Consider the following 18,696-nt stretch of genomic DNA (forward strand, 5'->3'; position numbering starts at 1 on the left):
GAACTCCCGGGGGTCCGATCATCCGGAGGCGGCGGCCCGGAGGCTGAGGTCGGTGGCGATCCTGGTCGCGGCCAGCCCGTCCCAGCCGGTCGGCAGCAGGTCGCTCGCTCCCGTGGCCAGGGCGTCGGCGAACGCGGCGTACATGCCGTCGAAGGACTTCTCGGGTGACCAGTGCAGGTCGCGGATCCCGTCCCGGCCGATCGCGACGAACTCGCGTTCCTCGCGGCGGTAGCGCAGCACGCCCTCGCTGCCGATCACCTCGTAGCTGAAGGTCGGCCGGGTGGCCGGCGCCGTGTGCCCGTACGCGATGCTGATCTCGATCATGACCTGGCAGCCGTCGACGTCGAGGTGGGCGACCAGGTGGTCCGGCGTCTCCCGGCCCTCGACCCGGATGCCGATCACCGACGTCGGCACCGGCTCGCCGCCGAGCCACCAGCGGGCGAGGTCGATCTGGTGCACGCCGCAGTCGATCATCGGGCCGCCCTCGGCGATCCGGCCCTCGCGGCGCTCGTTGATGCCGGTGAAGTGCTCCCGGTCGGCGAAGGCGCCGTGCAGATCCCAGAGGTAGATCAGCCGCAGCGCCCGCGGCTTGCCCACGGCGCCCTCGCCGAGCAGCCGGCGGATCTCCAGCGCCGCCGGTGCGAACCGGTACGTGAAGCCGACGTAGAGCGGTTGCCCGGCCTGTTCCATCAGCTCGATCGTCCGCACCGAGCCCGCCTCGTCCAGCGTGAGGGGCTTCTCGCAGAGCACCGGCAGCCGGTGTTCCGCGGCCCAGGCGAGGTGTTCCTCGTGCAGTGGCGCCGGCGAGGTGATCACGAGCGCGTCCAGGTCGGCATCCACCAGCTCGCCGAGCGACGTGCACGGGCGGGCGCCGGTCGCGTCCGAGACCTCGGCCAGCCGGTCGCGGTCGACCTCGCAGACGGCCGCGAGCTCGAGGTCGTGCGTCCTCAGAATGGCCGGCAAGTGGCCGTACTGGGCGACCGCGCCGCAGCCGATCACGCCGATCCGCTTCGAATTCACCGGCACCGCGGGAAGTCCTTCCGATGCTGCCGAGTAGTCACTTCTGCAGCGACACGCCGTCAGAACGCCTGCTTTTGTGACCGGTCAGCGGTAGGTGGTGGGGGTTCAGGCGTCGACGAGGGCTTCGTCGGGGGCGTCGAAGTTCGCGTAGACGTTCTGCACGTCGTCGGAATCCTCCAGCGCCTCGATGATCTTGAACACCTTCTCCGCCGTCGGCACGTCGATCTCCTGGGTGAACGACGGCACGAACGACACCTCGGCCGACTCGTAGTCGAGCCCGGCCTCCTGGACCGCGGTCCGGACCTGGACCAGGTCGTTCGGGTCGGTGATGATCTCGAAGTTCTCGCCGAGGTCGTTGACCTCCTCCGGCCCGGCCTCGAGGGTCGCCTCCAGCAGGTCGTCCTCGGAGAGCGTCTTGCCCTCCTGCTCCTTGCCGACGATGACCACGCCCTTGCGGTTGAACATCCGGGCGGTCGAGCCGACGTCGGCCATGGTGCCGCCGTTGCGGGTGACCGCGACCCGGACGTCGGAGGCGGACCGGTTCCGGTTGTCGGTCAGGCACTCGATCAGCAGCGCCACGCCGGCCGGACCGTACGCCTCGTACATCAGCGTCTCGTAGTCCGTGCCGCCACCCTCGGCGCCCGAGCCGCGCTTGACGGCGCGGTCGATGTTGTCGTTCGGCACCGACGACTTCTTGGCCTTCTGGATCGCGTCGTACAACGTCGGGTTGCCGGCCGGGTCACCGCCGCCGACCCGGGCCGCCACCTCGATGTTCTTGATCAGCTTGGCGAACAGCTTGCCCCGCCGTGCATCGATCACGGCCTTCTTGTGCTTGGTGGTTGCCCACTTGGAATGACCCGACATGCAGCCGATCCTAATCCGAATCCGCGGTCGGCTGCTCGGGGCCGCGCTGCTCCAGCTTCGCGTACATGACGATCGTGCTGGACGCCGTGTAGCCGAGCTCCGGGTACAGGTTGATGCTGCCGGTCGGGCTGTCGGAGTCGACGCCGATCCCGGCGCCGTCCAGGCCGGCCTCCGCGAACGACGTCATCGAGGCGGTCAGCAGGGCCCGGGCGATGCCACGGCCGCGGAACGCGTGCCGTACCCCGAGCCGTTCGGTCCAGCCCTCCGAGAAGCCCTGCTCCTCCCAGTCCTGCTCGTAGGCGGAGTTGATGGCGTAGCCGGCCACCTCGCTGGTCGCCGCGTCCAGCGCCACCCAGGACCAGCTCGGCCGGGCCACCGACCGGCTCAGCTGGTCCTCCCACGGCCCGCGCGCCACCGGCTGCGAACCCCAGTGGTCGGCGAACGCGTCGTTGTGGGCGAGCCGGACCGCCTCGGAAAGCTTCTTGCTGTACGGGACCAGCCGGATCCCGTCCGGAGCGGGGCCGGCCGGCGGCGGCACCGGCCGACCGTCGGGTCCCTTCTCGAACGTCAGGCCCATGTCGGCGAACCAGCGCACCGGTTCCAGCCCGGCCGCCCGGTAGAGGCGCTGGTGCACCTCCAGCTTCTCGTCGACGTACGCGGTCAGCTGCAGTGGTCCCATCGGCGGCGCGTAGGTCTCGTCGTACCACTCGCGGGCCCGGTCCAGTTGCCAGGCGAGCACCTGCCGGCCGATCGTCTGGCTCCGCCAGCCGGGATGCACGCCGCCGGTCAGGTAGACCCGGCGCGGGTCGACGTCGGTGGCCACCGGATGATTCCAGGCGTACGCGACCGCCATGTCGCCGCCGTCCCGGCCGAGCAGGGTGTCGGCGCTCGGGCTGGTCTCGGCGCCGACGAACGCGTCCGCGAGGGCGTCCATGCTGTGCCGCTCGCTCGGCTCGTCGAGATGCTCGATCGCGGTCAGCAGCGCGCCCAGATCATCCAGGTCGGCCGGGGTGATGGGTTGCCAGGTCAGGCCGTCGATGGCCGGCTGGTCTACCACTGTGCTCCTTACCTGCTCGGGGATGGGCGGCACGCGGGAAGCTGCACTCTTCGGCGAGTGGCCGTGCCGGGTCTCTGCTCAGCGTTGCCAGATCCGCCCGCCCGGGCGCGGACCGCCGAGCAGCGGCGGCTCGGTCTGCTGCCAGGTCCGGCGCCAGCCGCGGACGGCCGGTGCCTCGGCGGCGGCGGGAAGCCCGTCGGCTTGCCGTCGCCGTACGGTCCACCAGGTGGCGGCGTCCTCGGCGACCAGGGCGTCGATCGCCTCCACCGTCCGAGCGGCCAGCGCCAAGGGCGCCTCGCCGACCCGCGGTTCCAGCGGCGTCCCGTACCGGAGGACGACGCGGGGCCGGCCCGGGACCGGACGGATCCGGCCCGGCTCGATCGCCGCGACACTGCCCCGCACGCCGACCGGGATGATCGGCACCCGGAACCGTGCCGCGATCGCGGCGATCGCCTGGTCGGCGGTCGCGACGACGTTCCAGTCGCGGTCCAGCAGCCCGGGCGCCTGGCCGGCGTCGGCCACCGGCACGGTGCGGCGGCGCAGCGACCGCGGCAGCCCGGCCACCGCGAGCTGGCGATCCGCCCGGGATCCGTCGCCGACCAGGAACACCAGCGGGCCGGTCCGGTCGCGCAGTTCGGCGGACCCGTACGTCTCGAGGGCGAGGCCGGCCCGCAAGGCCGGCCGGAGCAGCGTCTGGTAGGCGACCTCGACGGCCCCGGCGACGCTGTTCACGTGACCTCCGCGAGAAGCCGCGGCGGACTGTGCAGGTAGCTGATCGTCGGGTCCGAACCGACCGACGCGGCGGTCATCTCCAGCGCGTCGGCCAGGCTGGATGCGGCCCGGAAGCCCATCCGGGCCACCGTGCTCCGGTCGCCGCCGACCCAGACCACGTCGGACAGCCGGGCGGTCGCCGCGGTCACCTCGGCCCAGGTCAGGAACGGATGGACGCCGTGGAACGCGTGGCTGGTCCGGTACAGGTGCCGGTACCACTCGTCGGTGGCGAACCGGCCGAACGCCTCCGGGGTCACGCCGGTCGGCAGCACCTCGTCGAAGAAGTCGACGTAGGACGGGTGGTGCAGCGGCGAGAACTCGCTCCGCGCCGGGTGGTAGAGGATCACCGCGCCGCCGTCGCGGACCACCGGCTTGCCGGTCGCCGCGCCGAGCGTGCCGACCAGCCCGGACCAGGCGGCCAGGATCGGGTTGGTCACCGAGCCGAGGCTGCCCGGTCCGGCCTGGGGCACGCCGACCACGGCGACGTCCGCCTGGCCGCCGACCTCGACCAACTGCTGTGCCCGTACGGTCTCGGCCGCCGCGTCCGCCACCAGGGCCGGGTCGCCGGCGGCCACGCTCACCACGCCGTACCCGCCGGGCAGGTTGCCGGCCAGGCTGCGGCGGAGCTTGGCCGGGACCAGGGAGAGTCCCTGCCGGAGCCCGTACGCGCGGGCCTGTTCGCGCAGGCTCCATTCCCACTCGCGCTTGCCGAGAAATTCCACCGGTGCGCCGAACGTGCGGTTGTCCAGGACCGCGTCGACGGCGAACGCGGTCACCGCGCCGCCGACCAGCCGGGCGACCGACTCGCCGTCCGGGCCGGTCAGGCCGGTGATCGTCGCGGTCGAGCCGAGGCTGGCGGCCAGCCAGTGACCGAGGCTGCCCTCCGGGATGTCGAACGCCGGCGCCGGCTGCCCGGCGACCCGGACCACGACCACCAGGTCGGACTCGACGACCCGCCGGTCGATCCGTACCGTCAGCGTGTCGGACACCGATCCGATGGCGGTCAGCCGGTTCTCGTCCTCGGCGTCGTGGTTGCGCAACAGCCCGTCGCCGACGAAGGAGCGGTACACCCGCTCGCCGACCAGGCGGCGCAGTTCGGCGCCGGTCAGCCGGCGCCGCAGGCCGGTGCCGACGATCACCTCGACGTCGTCGACGCCGGCGTCGGCCGCCCGGCTGAGCACCTCCTCGACGATCACGCCGCGGACATCGGGATCCGGCATCGACGGCACCGGGACGCTGAGGTCCTCGACGACGACGGTGAGCCTGCTGTCCGGCCGGAGCCGGGCCGCCAGCGGATCACCGCCGAGCGGCTGGTCCAGCGTCCGGCCGACCTCGCCCCGGACGTCGGCCAGGGTGGGCAGCGGATCGGGTGGGTAGACCACCTTGGCGCCGAGGGGGAACAACTGACGCACCACAGTGTCGCCGGAGTGGACGACGAGCGGCGGCGTGCGTTCGTCGACCTCGAGCACGAAGCCGGGACGGGCCATCTCTAACGTTCTCCCCTGTAGTTCGTCTGTTCCATGATCGGTTGCGGTACGCGAGCCGTCACTGCTGTGGCCCGGGCAGCGTCCAGCGCGAGTTCTCGGGCCTGATCCTCCATTCCACCACCGACCACTGGTTCGCGGCAGCAGCGCGCATCAACGCGATGTCGGGTGTCACCGCGACCGCGTTGCCGACCGCGGTCAGCATCGGCAGGTCGGAGTGGGAGTCGGCGTAGGCGTAGCTCTTGGCCAGGTCGATCCCGTGCGTGTCGGCGTAGTGCCGCAGCCAGGCCGGCCGGGACTCGCCGACCAGCGGCGGGCCGGTCAGGAAGCCGGTGCAGCGGCCGTCGGCGTCGGTGGCCAGCTCGGCGGCGACGATCTCGTCGAACAGCGGCCGCAGCGGCCGGGTCAGCGGCGCCACCACGCCGGTGATCAGGATCGTCGTGTGCCCGGCGGCCCGGTGTGCCCGGACCCGCCGTACCGCCTCGGGCGAGAGCCGGCTCAGGATGTGCGGGGCCAGGTCGTGGTCGATGTGCTCCTCGAGCGCGGCCAGGTCGGCGCCGGCGTAGCGGCGGTACACGGCGCGGAGGAAGCTGCCGCGGTCCCGGCGCTCGGTACGCAGGTAGGCCGGCAGCCGGCGCAGCACCCGACCGACCTCGGCCAGCTGGGCCGACCGAGACAACTCCGGCAACCGGGTCCACAGATACTGCTCGATCACGTTCGTCGACATGATCGTGCCGTCCAGGTCGAACACGGCCAGCGCCGACGAGCCCGCGGTGTCCTTGGACAGGTCGCGCATCGTCGTCGCCCGGTTGCCGCGCTTGCGGCGCAGCGCGTCCATCCGGCGCACCGGGGCCGTGATCGACGGGCAGTGCACCTCTTCCAGGTACGTGGTCCAGTCGAACACCGACGTGTCGAAGGCGAACGAGTCCAGGTCGTCGGCGTGCAGCGCACCGTGCAGGGAGAGCGTGTTGTCGTCGACGAAGTGCAACTCGGACTGGGCGTACTCGTTGTAGAGCGACAGGTACTTGCGCAGGAAGTCGAGCCGGCCGCGGGTCCGGTCCAGGCCCTTGGCCATGGTCCGGGTCCGGTTCGACCGCGGGGCGAGCGACAGCACCCGGTCGGCGACCTTGTGCGCGCGTTCGGAGGTGGACAGCAGCCGCTCCACCGACGCCGCGCCCGGGAACTTCCACTGCGGCAGGTGGGCCGCGCCGCGGGCGCCGCCGACGAACGGGTGCGCGGTGAAGTAGGCCCGGACGTGGCCGTACAGGTCCTTGAAGGTGAGCGCGTTCCGGGCGCCGGACGAGACGTGGTAGAACTCCGGCTCGCCGACCTCGGGCTCGGTCGCGGCGACCGCGATGATCGCGTTGACCACGTGATCGCAGGGCACGATGTCGACGACGGAGTCCGGTGAGGCCGGGAACTCGGGCAGCTCGCCGCGGCCGTACGCGAGGATCAGCGGCTCCGCCATCTTGAAGCCCTCGATCCAGCCCGGGTACGGGTGCAGCCAACTCGACTCGACGATCGACGGGCGGACCACGGAGACCCGGATGCCGGCCGCGTGATCGGCGACGGCCCGCTCCCCCAGCGCCTTGGTGAACGTGTAGACGTCGGTCCAGCCCAGCGAACGGGCCCGCTCCGTACCGGCCTTGACCAGTTCGGCGGTGACCCATTCCTTGCGGCGCCGCTCGGTGTCCTCCGCGGTGGTCAGGAAGCCCGCCGCGCGGTGCTCCCGCTCGGCCTCCTTGCGCAGCTTGGCCAGCCGGTCCGAGGTCCGCGACTCGGCCTCGATCAGATCCCGCATCGCCAGCCCGGCCTCGGTCTCGGCCCGGTAGTCGATGTCGTGCGCGTGCTGCGCCTCCGGGATCACGCCACGCCGCCGGCCGGCCGTGTAGGCGGTGGAGATGTGCACGTAGTGCGGCAGTTTGGTCAGCGTGCCGTCGGGACCGGTGTTGGCCTCGATCAGCCGGTCGATCAGCGCCGTCGTGCCGAGCACGTTGGTCGTGAAGGCCTGGTCGATCGGAGGGTCGAACGACACGTCGCCGGCGGAGTGGATCACCACATCGATGCCGGCCGGCAGTTCCGGCACGTTCGGCAGGTCGCCCTCGACGACGATCACCCGGGCGTCCAGCAACTCCTCGGCACCGCCGGCCGCATCGCGCAGGTCGCTGAAGATCTTCTTCTTGAGCAGCGTCAGGATCCGGTCCCGGCCGCTGGCCGACCGCTTCCGCCGGACCAGCACGGCCGCCTTCGTGTCCGGCAGCTCGGTGAGGATCTTCCAGAGCAGGTGCTCGCCGATGAAGCCGGTGACGCCGGTGACCAGCACCGTCATGCCGGCCAGCCGCTCCCGCAGCCGTAGCCCGCCGAGCGGGGACGGGCCCGCGGCGGTCTCGGTGAGCTGGGTCATGAAACCGGTCCGCTCGCCCTCGCGCCCTGAGCCGCACCCTCCGCGCCCTGAGCCTGTCGAAGGGCCTCGGGCAGCGTGAAGTTGCCCACGTACAGGGCGGTGCCGATGATCGCGCCCTCGACACCCTCGGACACCAGTCCGGTCAGCGCGGTGATGTCGTCCAGGCTGGAGATGCCGCCGCTGGCGATCACCGCCGCTTCGGTACGGGAGCAGACGTCCCGCAACAGGTCGAGGTTGGGCCCGGCCAGCATGCCGTCGGAGGCGACGTCGGTGACCACGTAACGGGCGCAGCCGGCGGCGTTCAGCCGGTCCAGCGTCTCGTACAGCTCGCCGCCCTCCTCGGTCCAGCCGCGCGCGGCCAGCCGGGTGCCGCGGACGTCCAGGCCGATCGCGATCTGCTCGCCGTGGTCGGCGATGATCTCGGTGCACCAGTCCGGCCGCTCCAGCGCCGCGGTGCCGATGTTGACCCGGGCGCAGCCGGTGGAGAGGGCACGGGTCAGGCTCGCGTCGTCCCGGATCCCGCCGGACAGCTCGACCTTCAGGTTCGGATGATCATCGGCGAGGCCGGCGATCACGTCGGCGATCAGCGCCGCGTTGTCGCCGCGGCCGAACGCCGCGTCAAGATCGACCAGGTGGATCCACTCGGCCCCCGCCTCGGCCCACCGCCGCGCCGCCGCCTTCGGCTCCCCGAACCGCTTCTCCGTGCCCGCCTTGCCCTGCACGAGTTGCACGGCCTGTCCTCCGGCCACGTCGACCGCCGGTAGCAGCACCAAAGAATCCACGCGCCAGACCCTATCTTCCCGCTCACCCTGATCAGCAATCCGTCCACCCTGAACCGACCCAGTATCCGCCGACCGGTCACAAAAGAAGCCGTTCTGGCGGCGTGTCGCTGCACAAGTGACCGGTCGATGCGCTCGGGGCGGACGCAAGGGACGCAATCCCACGTGCGCGGAGCGCCGGGGAAGTCGTAGCCGGGGCGCACGCCGGTACCGGGGGTGCGACTTCGGCCTGCCCACCACTGCGGATCGTGCGGAGCTCGCGGCCGGGGCGCACGCCGGTGCCGGGGGTGACCTCGGCCCACCACCACTACCGATCGTGTCGCGATTCCTCCTCAGGTCGAGCACTGCCGCGTGGCAATCGCCCGGAGTGCTCCGTCCGTGGAGGAATAGCGACAGCGACCGACCCGAACTCACCCGTCGTACGACTCCCGGTGCCAACCTCGACACCACAGAGGCCCGGGAGCACTCCTACTGCGCCGCCCGTCGCCGGAACACCGTCACGACTGCCCCGGCGACGGCCACGACGATGGCGACGACCGCCCCTCCCAGCTGCGACACGTCAGTCGGCCAGGTTGGCCCGTTCCTCGTCGGTGAAGGCGGGCATCGCGGCGCCGGGGTCGGTCAGCCGGGCGGAGCGCATGGCGGCGATCTTGGCGCTGTTGGTCGCCATCGCCGCCGCGCTCCGGCCGCGGCCGTAGGTCACGGCATAGTCGCGCTGGATCCCGATCGAGGCGCCGACCTCGATGGCGTCCTGGTCGGCCCCCATGTAGAGGAACTGCCAGTGGTAGCTCTTGGTCTGCTGCTCCACCAGTGACTTGATCGCCGGGTGGGTCCACTCGCGGCTGGCGTTCTCCATCCCGTCGGTCATGATCGCGACGACGACGGTGCCGGGGCGCTGGTCCTCGGGCAGCGCGGCCAGCCGGGCGCCGGCCTCGGTGATCAGCCGGCCCATCGCGTCCAGCAGGGCGGTCGAGCCGCGCGGCTGCAGGTCCAGCGGCGGCACGTCGGCGACGGGGCGGTCGGTGTAGACCTCTTCGTAACGGTCGTCGAACTGGGCCAGGCTGACCCGACAGGTCCCCTCGCCGGCGCGCTGCTCCTCGATGAACGCGGCGAACCCGCCCTCGACGTCGTTCTTGATCGACTGCATCGAGCCGCTGCGGTCCAGCAGTACGTAGATCTGGGTGAGCGTGTGGTCGGTCATCTCCTGAATTCCCCTCTCCTCGTTTCCTCAGCCGGTCGGCCGGCGCGGCTTGAACCGCAGCGGCGCGGCCCGCTCCGGGGTCGTGCGTGGTGTGCCCGACTCCTCGTCGTACCTCGCCCGTTCCACCCCGGCGGCGGTCACCCGCCCCCGCTCGTCGGCGTACGCCCCCAACTGCCGGGTCCGGGCCAGCCGGGGGCCGACCGCGTTCTCGGACAGGCCGGCCTTAGCCCCGGCCGCGCGGAGGCTCGACCGACCGCTCAGCACGGCGGCGGCGAGTGTGTCGTCGATCAGCTCGGTGAGCCGGTCGGCGGCCTCGCGCAGGTGCGGCAGCGCCTCCTCCGGGGGCGCGCCGTCCGCCGCGTCGAGGGCTCGTCGTACGTCGTCGACGGTGGTGTCTTCGGACATGCTCCGAGCATACGCACAATCTGCGGACACGCAAGAAGTTCGGATCAGAGATTTCTGCGGTACGGCGAAGCGCCCCGCGAGCCGGTCGCTCGCGGGGCGCTTCGTAGGGTCCAGGCTTCAGCAGGCCGCGGCGGTCAGCCCGTGGGTCAGGCGTGCGCTCGACGCCACGTGGTTGAGGAACGTGCTCGAGGCCGCACTGGTCTTCGTCGTGTACCAGTCCTGGTTGATGTCGCAGACGACCAGGTCCGCCGCGGTGTCGGCCAGCACCACCGGCAGCGTGTGCACGACCGTCGACGGGAAGCTGATCACGTGCCGGCCGATCGGGCCCATCCGCGCGGTCAGCTCGATCGGCAGCTCCGGCCGGACCACCTGGATGCCGAGCGCAGTGATCCGGTCCAGCTTCGCCGGCTCTTCCTTGCGGTGCGCGAAATAGCGGTCCACCTTGTAGCGCTTCGCCAGGCTGGCGACACCGGCCAGATAGGCCTCCTCGTCCACCACCCCGGTCTCGACGAGGGAGGTGCCGACCAGGTCGCCGGTGATCTTGACCGTCGGCTGCCCGTATTGACTGCGGGTCCAGCCGAAGTCGTTCTTGATCACCGGCAGCTCGACCTCCAGCGGCAGGCAGCTGAACAAGCTGATCTTGCTGCCGGTCGCGGCGGTCATCCGGCGCCGGGCCAGCGAGGCGATCTGCCTTCGGTGCGGCGCGGTCTTGGTCGTGTGCCAGCGGACCAGCTCCTCGCCCGCCGCCCAGAGCCGGGCGAACTCCATCGTGGCCGTACCGTCGTCGACGATCACCACCTCGGGCACCCGGGTCACCCCGAGCACCACCTGGATCACGCCCGAGAACGGGTCGCCGATCACCAGCCGGTCGATCCCGATCAGCTCACCGGCCATCGCCCGCACGGTCCGCGCGGTCGACGCCGCGCCCAGCCGCGGCTCGTGCCACCGGACGACGTGCCGCAGGTTACGGGCGATCTCCGTCATCCGCCGCAGTTGCAGCCGCGACTGTTCCGGGCGCGGCGCCAGCACGACCGTGGTCAGGTCGTCTCGCTGTACGTCGTGCCGGTGGGCCCATTCCAGGACGTTGAGCAACTGGGCCGGGCTCTCCACCAGAGCGAGCGTCTTCATCCCGCCTTCCTCACCCCGCAGCAACGACCGGTCGGTCAGGCACCGACCAGCTGCGGCGACTCCTGCTCGGCCAGCACGCCGGGGACCCGGCGCAGCTTCTTCATCGCGGCGAGTTCGCCCTCGTACACCTTCTTCACCCCGTCGCCGAGCGACTCGGAGATGATCCGGATGTCGCGGACCAGCCGCTGCAGGCCCTGCGGCTCGACGGACGCGGCCTGGTCGGAGCCCCACATCGCACGATCGAGCGTGATGTGCCGCTCCACGAAGACGGCGCCCAGCGCGACGGCGGCCAGCGTGGTCTGCAGGCCGGTCTCGTGGCCGGAGTAGCCGATCGGGACGTTCGGGAATTCGGACTGCAGGGTGTGGATCATCCGCAGGTTGAGTTCCTCGGCCTTCGCCGGGTACGTGCTCGTCGCGTGCAGCAGCACGATGTTCTCACTGCCCAGCACCTCGACGGCGTGCCGGATCTGCTTCGGGGTGGACATGCCGGTGGAGAGGATGATCGTCTTGCCGCTGGCCCGCAGCCGCCGCAGCAGCTCGTCGTCGGTCAGCGAGGCCGAGGCGACCTTGTGTGCTGGCACGTCGAACTGATCAAGGAAATCGACCGACTCGACGTCCCACGGCGAGGCGAACCAGTGGATCCCGCGCGCCTTGGCGTGGGCGTCGATCTCCTGGTACTCCTCGACACCGAACTCGACCCGGTGCCGGTAGTCGATGTACTTCATCCGGCCCCAGGGGGTGTCCCGCTCGATGTCCCACTGATCCCGCGGGGTGCAGACCTCGGGCGTCCGCTTCTGGAACTTGACCGCGTCGCAGCCGGCGTCGGCCGCGATGTCGATCAAGGCCTTGGCGTTGTCGAGATCACCGTTGTGGTTGATGCCGATCTCCCCGGTGACGTAGACCGGGTGATCGATTCCGACCTCGTGATCACCGATCGAACGGGTCGGCGAGGTGAACGAAACGTTGGCTGTCATGACAGTGAAGCTAGGAACCGTACGTGGCGAGATCGCACCGCCGAATTGAACGTCCAACGAACAAACCACGACATCTGGTGTCACTCGATGGGACCACCGTGAACGGGCGGTGAACCGCCTTCGAACACTCACTGACGCCGGCCCGGTGGGCGCGACGCGAGCTTGTGCGCCGCCCGATGCTTCACTGGGAGCCGGGGCGTGGGGTTACGGTCGGATGACAGCAACCGCCGTTCACCCGTGGTCCGTCGAGTGTTCACCTGGCTCCCGAATGATGACGGACCGATGCCGTGGCCCCGGCCGCAGCAGCCGACCAGTCTGCGACAACGAGGAGGACGATGCATCGCGCCGACGGCGGCCAGCCGACGCGACTCTGCGTGATCATTCCGTGTCACAACATCGAGGCCTACGTCGGGCCGATGCTGCAGAGCTTACGTCGGAATTCCGGCCCAGGGATCAGATTCCTGCTGATTGACGACGCCTCGACCGACGCGACCGCGTCGATCATCGAGCGACAACTTGATCGTGTCGCCGGCGCGGAGTTGATCAAGTGTCCGGACAACGTAGGCCTGGCGGCGGCCCGCAACGTGGGAATTGATCATGCCGGTGACGCGACGTACCTGACGTTCCTGGACGGTGACGACTTCGTCCGTCCCGGCTACTACCCCGAGCTGCTCGCCGCGATCGAGCGGCTCGGCTGCGACTTCCTCCGGACCGATCACGTACGCGTCGTCGGGCGGAAGCGGACCGTGCACCGGATCAACCACCCGCACCGCAACGCGGTCGCCAACCCGCGGCAGGCGATCCTGCCGGTGGACCGGACCACGTCGGTCGATGCGCCGAACGCCTGGGCCGGGATCTTCCACCGCCGGCTCGCCGACAGCGGACTGCTGCGGTTCAACGAGAAGCTGAAGACCTGCGAGGACCGGCCCTGGAACTGGCGGCTGCACCTGAAGGGCGAGTCGTTCGCCGTGGTCGGGCTGCTCGGCGTCTTCTACCGGCGCGACGTGTCGACCTCGCTGACCAAGATCTCGGACCGGCGGCAGTTCGACTTCATGACGGCGTTCGACCAGATCATCGCCGACGTCACCGCCGACCAGGATGCGGAGTTGCTGCTGCCGAAGGCGATCCGCAGCTACTGCAGCATGATCTGCCATCACCTGGGCCGGCTGAACACGTACGAGGAGCCGCTCGGTGAGGAGTTGTACGCGCTCTGTGCCGCGGCCCTGGCCCGGCTCCCCCGGCGTCAGCTCACCGAGGTGGTCGCCGGGCTGGATCCCCGTCGCCAGAAGGTGATCTCCGAGGTGATGGCGGCATGACCACCCAGATCTTCGTCGCCTCGACCCCGTTCGGGCTGACCACGCTCGCCGCCGCCCTGGCCGACGGGGCCTGGCCCGCCGCCGACCAGCGGATCCTGGTCACGACCAACAACAGCATCGCCCCGGAGGCCAGTCCCGGCCTGCTCGGCTCGGCGGGCATGGAGCAGCTGACCGGCCTGTTCGACCGGACGTACGACTACAACGAACTGATCTCGCCCCTGCATCCGTCCGAGTGGCGTCCGCCGGACACCGAGCTGCCGCTGTTGCAGCGCCTGGTCGCGCACGAGTGGGGTGCGGTCGATCATGATCTTCGGCTGATTGTCGAGAGCATCCAGGCGGCGCCGGCGCTGACCATCGCCCGGCTGTTCCCGGACGCCCAGATCGACGTCTACGCCGACGGCCTGATGTCGTACAGCCCGACCCGGGTCGGGCTGTACACCCAGATCGGTTCCCGGGTGGACCGGGTGCACCATCTCGACCTGGTGCCCGGCGTGACGCCGCTGCTGCTCCGCGAGTGGGGCGCGAAGCCGGCGCTGATCGACTCCGCGTCGTTCCGTACCGTCGTCGGCAGCCTGGGCATCGAGGTGCCGAAGGTGATCACCGCGGCCGAGCCCGGCTCGGTGGCGGTGCTGCTCGGGCAGTATCTGTCGGCGATCGGCATCCTCAGCGTGGAAGAGGAACAAGACCTGCTGCGGGAGCTGGTCACCGGCGCGGTCGCCGCCGGTTTCAGCACGCTCGTCTTCAAGCCGCACCCCAGTGCGCCCGACCTGCTCACCACGGCGCTGGTCGAGGAGGCGGACCGGCTCGGCGTCGACCTCACCGTGCACGACGAGCCCGACCTGGCCGAGGCCTGGTTCGATCAGCCGGGCATCGGCCTGGTCGCCGGCTGCTTCTCCACCGCACTGCTGACGGCGGCCAGCTGCTACGGCCTGCCGACCGCCCGGATCGGGACCGAGCTGGCGCTGGAGCGGGTCCGGCCGTACGAGAACAGCAACCGGATCCCGGTCACCCTGGTCCACGCGACGCTGCCCGATCTGCACCAGCTCGCCGCCGGCCCGGCCCTCGCCCCGGCCGCCGTCGGGGCGGTGTCCACCGACGACCTGGTCCGTACGGTGGGCTACTGCATGCAGTCGGTCCGCAACCCCGACCTCCGGCCGACGGCCGAACGGGTGCTGGCCGAGCACTGGGAGGAGGTGCGGGGGTACGTCAAGCGTCGCCGCCTCACCATCCTCGACCTGCCCGGCCGCCTTCCGTCTGCGCCCGTCAAGAAGCGGCAGCGCAAGAAGCAGTCGCCCCTGCGGCGCACGGTCCGCCGGATCCTCGGCCCGAAGCTGAGCCGGATGGTCGGCCGCGGCAAGCGGAAGATCCTGCGGACCCTCCGCCCCGCACCCCGCCCCGTCCCAACCCCCTGACCCCACCCCAAAACTCCGCCGACCAGTCACCAAAGCAGCGCCTTTGACGGCGTGTCGCTGCAGAAGTGACCGGTCGGCGCAGGACTGCGGAGCCCGAGCCCGGAGCCGAGAACGTCGAGTGTGACGGTTCCGACCGCGACAGCGAGGATCGGGGTCGGAACCGTCACGGTTCGGCGCAATGCTGTGGCGCCGGAGGTGCCGGTCGCGGTTCTTGCGCCTGCGGTAGCTGTCGCGATTTCACTGCTGACGGAGCGCTCCGGCCGATTCCAACGTTGAACCCTCCGATGTGCAGAGAAATCGCGACATCGGAGTGGAGGGTCGTCGCGGTGGCGAGCGACGGAAACACCGATCGGGGCCGGCGAACGCAGGTTCCTGGCGCGCGTCGGTGACCATGACCTGACGTGCGGATCGCCGGCGCGGGCTGCGCGCGGCTTCTCGAGGTGGCGACCAGCCGAGGGTGCGTGACATCACGAACGCGACGCCGCGGTGGGTCGGTCGCGTTCGGGCGGCAGCCTCCGCGCCCGACGTCCACGGACCGGGTCACACCGGCCGCGACCCTGCAACCGGCACCGGCGCCGTGATCCCCGGACCGGACCTGACCCGGGCGCACCCGGAAGGTGGGACTTTCGGTCGACCAGACCCGGCGCAGGTTTCCGCGTTGAGCGCCCGGCGAAAGGGGTCAGGTGGCGCGGAGGCCGTTCAGGGCCGGGCCGAGCTTCGTGATCAACCGCTCGCTGATCCGGTCGATGTCGGCGTCGGACATGGTGCCCTTCGGGGCTTCCTTCTGCTTGATCAGATTCAGCCGCGGGACCTGGCGGCCGAGGATCTCCTGCTCCTCACCCCAGACCCGGTCGTCGTTCTTGATCAAGTCCCGGACCACCGTGAGGTACGGTTCCGGGTCGCCGAAGACGCCGTAGAACTTGGTCGGCGTCAGCGCGAACGGGATCAGGCCGTCGGCGAACACCGACTCGAAGACCGCGGCGGTGACGCCCGGCGTGTGCTCCCCGCGCCAGTCGTCGAAGACCACCACGCCGTCGGACCGCAGCATCGACTTCGCGTTCCGGGCATCCTCGCGGACGTACGGATACAGGTGCGAGGCGTCGACGTGCAGGAACCGCACCGTGTCCGGCTGCACCGACTCCACGATCGCGGTGCTGGGCGCCTCGATGATCTCCGGAAGTTGATCATGGAGAGCGAGGTAGTTCTGCTCGAAGGTGAGCCGGTCCAGCGTCGCGTACGAACGCTCGGCCTCGGTCCGATTGGCCCGGTCGGCGGCCGTGTCGGTCAGCAGCTCGGTGCGGCCGAACAGGTCCAGCACGACGAACCGCTCGCCCGGCCGGACGTGGTTGCCGATGATCACCGCACTCTTGCCCTTGTAGGTGCCCAGCTCGACGAGCACGCCCGGCGCCGAGTCCGCCTGGGCGTCCAGGATGGTGGCGAAGAGCTGGCGATCGATCCACCAGAACCAGCCTGGGATGTCGGAGTATCCGCGAATGGGCTTGCTCATAGGGTCCTTCCGTTCCTGATCAGATTCCGGAGTGAGCGGTTGAGGATCGGCGGCAGCAGGGACACCGAGGCCTGGGCGAGCACGCCCTTGACGGGGCCGTGCCGGACCATCCGGCGGCGCAGCGCGACCAGGCTGTGCTGGCCGTTCGGCCGGCCGCCGCCCGGTCCGGCCGAGGTCTCCCGGTGGAACGCCGCCGCGCTGCGCAGGTAGTCGGTCTCCCAGGCGGTGTGCGAGGGCCGGGTGCCGGCGGCGACCAGCTCGTCGGCCCGGTCGGCGATGATCGCCGTGGAGGTACGGTCGCGGTCGAAGAAGTAGCTGTCCAGGAAGGATGGCTCCGGCGTGCCCAGCTGGTCGGCGCCGATCGCGTCGAACGTCCGCAGCAGCCCGCTGTCCAGGAACACCTGGTTGCCGTACCGCTCGTGGATGCCGAGGTCCAGCACCAGCGCCACCCGGCAGCCGCGGTCCAGCGCCTCCAGGCAGGCGGTCGACGACATCGTGATCATGAGGTCGATCGAGTCCAGCACCTCGCCGATCGGCGTGTAGTCGATCTTGAAGTTCGCCGGCTGTTCGATCCCGGCCAGCACGGCTTCCGGGTGGTAGAGCATCTTGTGGAACGTGTCCTCACCCGGCCGGTGCCGCGGTTTCAAGATCACCTCGCGGTCCGGGTGTTCGTAGGCGTAGTCGACCAACTTCTGGTAGACGTACCGCCGCTCCACCTCACGGCCGGGCACCGTCGGCTGGTCGGCGAACAGCACCCGTCGGATCGGCCCGGTCCGCTGCGGCTGCGGCCGCGGGCTGAGGAACGGCAGGCCGGTCAGTACCAGGTTGTCCGCCGGCAGTCCGAGCCGGTCGCCGACGGTGCTGAAGTGATCGAAGTCGGCGACCGAGTTGACCGCGACGATGTCGGAGCCGCAGCGGTCCAGGTAGCCGGCCGTGATCTTCTCGATGATCACGCCCACCCAGCCGGTGATCAACACCGGACCGACCACCCCGGCGGCGCGGCGGCGGTCGGCCAACTCGACGCTGAAACCCTTGGTGATCGGCCCGGACAGCCCGCAGACCACGACGTCGCTGTGCACCGCGACGTCGAGCAGGTTGGACCAGTTCATCGAGTCGACCCGGTCGAAGCCCGCATCGGCGATCTGCTGGGCCGACAGCGCGGACCGTACGTCCGGCACCACGACCCGGCACTCGTAGCCGCGGCCGGCGAACTCGTCGCGGATCCGGCCGCACCATTTCAGCTGCGAGTCGAAGGCGGCGATGAACAACGCGTTTCTCGGCACCCGCGGAGACTAGGGATCGACGCTGAACACCGAGTGAACTGACGGCAACGTGTCCGGAACGGAGCGTAGTTCCGTGCCCCGGCGGGCCCGGCCCGAACGCACCCCGAACGTTCGACAGCACCCTCCTAGCGACGGACCTTGCCGGCCAGCGCGGCGACGCTGCGGCCGAGCGCCCGCAGCGGCGACAGCGAACCGGGCCCGTCGCCGGGTCGGGCCGAGCCCGCGACCGCCGCCTCGACCGACGCCCCGACCGCCGCCTCGGCCGGCACGTCGACCGGCGCCCGCGCCTCGAGTTCGGCGACCTGGCGGGTGAGCCGCTCGACCAGGTCCTCCAGCCGGTGCACCTGGCCCGCCTCCGCCGACACGGCCGCCGCCGGCACCGGCGATTCCTGACCGAGCAGCTTCGGGCTGGTCACCACGCCCTGTGTGTCCCTCCGCAGGTGCACGGCCAGCGGATGATCACCGTCCTTGAAGCGCGGAACGTCCTCGCCGGGCCCCTTGCGGGCCACCACGTAGACCGACCAGTGCTCCCGCCAGCCGCCGAACTGATCGACCGGAACCGAGTCCTTGCCGCTGGGCCACTGGCCAGGCTGGTCGATCCGCCGCTGGCTCAGGTCGTACCCCTTCTCCAGCACGGTCAGGTCCTGGAACAGGAACTCCAGGCACTCCGGCGAATAGCGCCAGTAGTCGATCGGGCACGGGTGATTGCGCCACGACCACAACGTGTGGTGCACCGTGACGCCGCCCGGCTTGAGGATCCGCGCGATCTCGGCGGCGGCGAGCCACGGCCGGTCGATGTGCTCGAAAACGTCGGAGGAGAAGATGAAGTCGAACGAGTCGTCCGGGATCTGGTCGCGGCAGTCGGTGATGTCGGCGATGATCGTGTTCGGGATGTCGGATTCGACCAGGTTGAGGTCGTGATACCGGTACCGCGGCTCCGGAAAGTGCTTCATCGAGCACTGCCGCAGGTTGTGCCCGCCGATCTCCAGCACGTCGCCGCCGAGTTCCAGCCGCTCGAGATAGTGATCCATCAGAGCCAAGGTGGTTTTCCGCACGCCCGAGAATGTCACGGGTACGAAGGGGCCGCCCGG

16 protein-coding genes are annotated in these 18,696 nt (G+C 70.6%); 2 read left to right on the forward strand and 14 right to left on the reverse strand.

What is annotated here, in order from left to right; genetic code table 11:
• Nucleotides 1–18: 18 nt before the first annotated feature.
• The 11 genes from BKA15_RS02355 to BKA15_RS02405 form a co-directional block, all read right to left on the reverse strand.
• Nucleotides 19–1,026 carry a Gfo/Idh/MocA family protein gene (locus BKA15_RS02355; protein ID WP_179747918.1) on the reverse strand — a complete coding sequence of 336 codons (1,008 nt, stop codon included), beginning with the start codon at nucleotides 1,024–1,026 and terminating at the stop codon, nucleotides 19–21.
• A 99-nt stretch (nucleotides 1,027–1,125) separates the two neighbouring features.
• Nucleotides 1,126–1,884, reverse strand: coding sequence for a YebC/PmpR family DNA-binding transcriptional regulator (locus tag BKA15_RS02360; RefSeq protein WP_179747919.1), 759 nt, complete (start codon nucleotides 1,882–1,884; stop codon nucleotides 1,126–1,128).
• A 10-nt stretch (nucleotides 1,885–1,894) separates the two neighbouring features.
• Nucleotides 1,895–2,941 carry a GNAT family N-acetyltransferase gene (locus tag BKA15_RS36720; RefSeq protein ID WP_179747920.1) on the reverse strand — a complete coding sequence of 349 codons (1,047 nt, stop codon included), beginning with the start codon at nucleotides 2,939–2,941 and terminating at the stop codon, nucleotides 1,895–1,897.
• A gap of 78 nt (nucleotides 2,942–3,019) precedes the next feature.
• A complete protein-coding gene (locus BKA15_RS02370) occupies nucleotides 3,020–3,673 on the reverse strand; it encodes a hypothetical protein (RefSeq protein ID WP_179747921.1) in 654 nt (217 codons plus the stop codon).
• Entirely contained in the window at nucleotides 3,670–5,199 is a 1,530-nt protein-coding gene (locus tag BKA15_RS02375; protein WP_179747922.1) for a lactate racemase domain-containing protein, read from the reverse strand. The genes BKA15_RS02370 and BKA15_RS02375 overlap by 4 nt, the downstream gene beginning before the upstream one ends.
• A gap of 58 nt (nucleotides 5,200–5,257) precedes the next feature.
• Entirely contained in the window at nucleotides 5,258–7,600 is a 2,343-nt protein-coding gene (locus BKA15_RS02380; RefSeq protein ID WP_179747923.1) for an HAD-IB family hydrolase, read from the reverse strand.
• Nucleotides 7,597–8,382, reverse strand: a complete 786-nt coding sequence (gene priA / locus BKA15_RS02385) for a bifunctional 1-(5-phosphoribosyl)-5-((5-phosphoribosylamino)methylideneamino)imidazole-4-carboxamide isomerase/phosphoribosylanthranilate isomerase PriA (RefSeq protein ID WP_179747924.1) — start codon at nucleotides 8,380–8,382, stop codon at nucleotides 7,597–7,599. Before priA ends, BKA15_RS02380 begins: the two co-directional genes overlap by 4 nt.
• A 556-nt stretch (nucleotides 8,383–8,938) precedes the next feature.
• Nucleotides 8,939–9,580, reverse strand: coding sequence for a vWA domain-containing protein (locus BKA15_RS02390; protein WP_179747925.1), 642 nt, complete (start codon nucleotides 9,578–9,580; stop codon nucleotides 8,939–8,941).
• A gap of 27 nt (nucleotides 9,581–9,607) precedes the next feature.
• The gene (locus BKA15_RS02395) at nucleotides 9,608–9,985 is read right to left on the reverse strand and encodes a hypothetical protein (protein WP_179747926.1); all 378 of its coding nucleotides are present in this window, start codon (nucleotides 9,983–9,985) and stop codon (nucleotides 9,608–9,610) included.
• A 117-nt stretch (nucleotides 9,986–10,102) separates the two neighbouring features.
• Entirely contained in the window at nucleotides 10,103–11,113 is a 1,011-nt protein-coding gene (locus BKA15_RS02400; RefSeq protein WP_179747927.1) for a hypothetical protein, read from the reverse strand.
• Between the two features lie 35 nt (nucleotides 11,114–11,148).
• Nucleotides 11,149–12,087 carry an N-acetylneuraminate synthase family protein gene (locus tag BKA15_RS02405; RefSeq protein WP_179747928.1) on the reverse strand — a complete coding sequence of 313 codons (939 nt, stop codon included), beginning with the start codon at nucleotides 12,085–12,087 and terminating at the stop codon, nucleotides 11,149–11,151.
• A 335-nt stretch (nucleotides 12,088–12,422) separates the two neighbouring features.
• On the opposite strand from BKA15_RS02405, the gene BKA15_RS02410 reads away from it, so the two are divergent.
• Nucleotides 12,423–13,403: a glycosyltransferase family 2 protein gene (locus tag BKA15_RS02410; protein WP_179747929.1), complete on the forward strand. Its 981-nt coding sequence runs from the start codon at nucleotides 12,423–12,425 to the stop codon at nucleotides 13,401–13,403.
• Complete coding sequence (locus tag BKA15_RS02415; protein ID WP_179747930.1) at nucleotides 13,400–14,815, forward strand: polysialyltransferase family glycosyltransferase; 1,416 nt, start codon at nucleotides 13,400–13,402, stop codon at nucleotides 14,813–14,815. The genes BKA15_RS02410 and BKA15_RS02415 overlap by 4 nt, the downstream gene beginning before the upstream one ends.
• Nucleotides 14,816–15,494: 679 nt before the next feature.
• Here the strand turns inward: BKA15_RS02415 and BKA15_RS02420 are convergent.
• The 3 genes from BKA15_RS02420 to BKA15_RS02430 all read right to left on the reverse strand — a co-directional run bounded on the left by BKA15_RS02420 (nucleotide 15,495) and on the right by BKA15_RS02430 (nucleotide 18,636).
• Nucleotides 15,495–16,322 carry a class I SAM-dependent methyltransferase gene (locus BKA15_RS02420; RefSeq protein ID WP_179747931.1) on the reverse strand — a complete coding sequence of 276 codons (828 nt, stop codon included), beginning with the start codon at nucleotides 16,320–16,322 and terminating at the stop codon, nucleotides 15,495–15,497.
• On the reverse strand, nucleotides 16,319–17,605 hold the full coding sequence (locus tag BKA15_RS02425) for a DUF6716 putative glycosyltransferase (RefSeq protein WP_218871026.1): 1,287 nt from the start codon (nucleotides 17,603–17,605) through the stop codon (nucleotides 16,319–16,321). The genes BKA15_RS02420 and BKA15_RS02425 overlap by 4 nt, the downstream gene beginning before the upstream one ends.
• 125 nt (nucleotides 17,606–17,730) lie before the next feature.
• A complete protein-coding gene (locus BKA15_RS02430) occupies nucleotides 17,731–18,636 on the reverse strand; it encodes a methyltransferase domain-containing protein (RefSeq protein WP_179747932.1) in 906 nt (301 codons plus the stop codon).
• Between the last annotated feature and the right edge of the window lie 60 nt (nucleotides 18,637–18,696).

The organism is Microlunatus parietis (assembly GCF_013407955.1).
In the GTDB taxonomy this organism is placed as follows: Bacteria; Actinomycetota; Actinomycetes; order Propionibacteriales; family Propionibacteriaceae; genus Microlunatus; species Microlunatus parietis.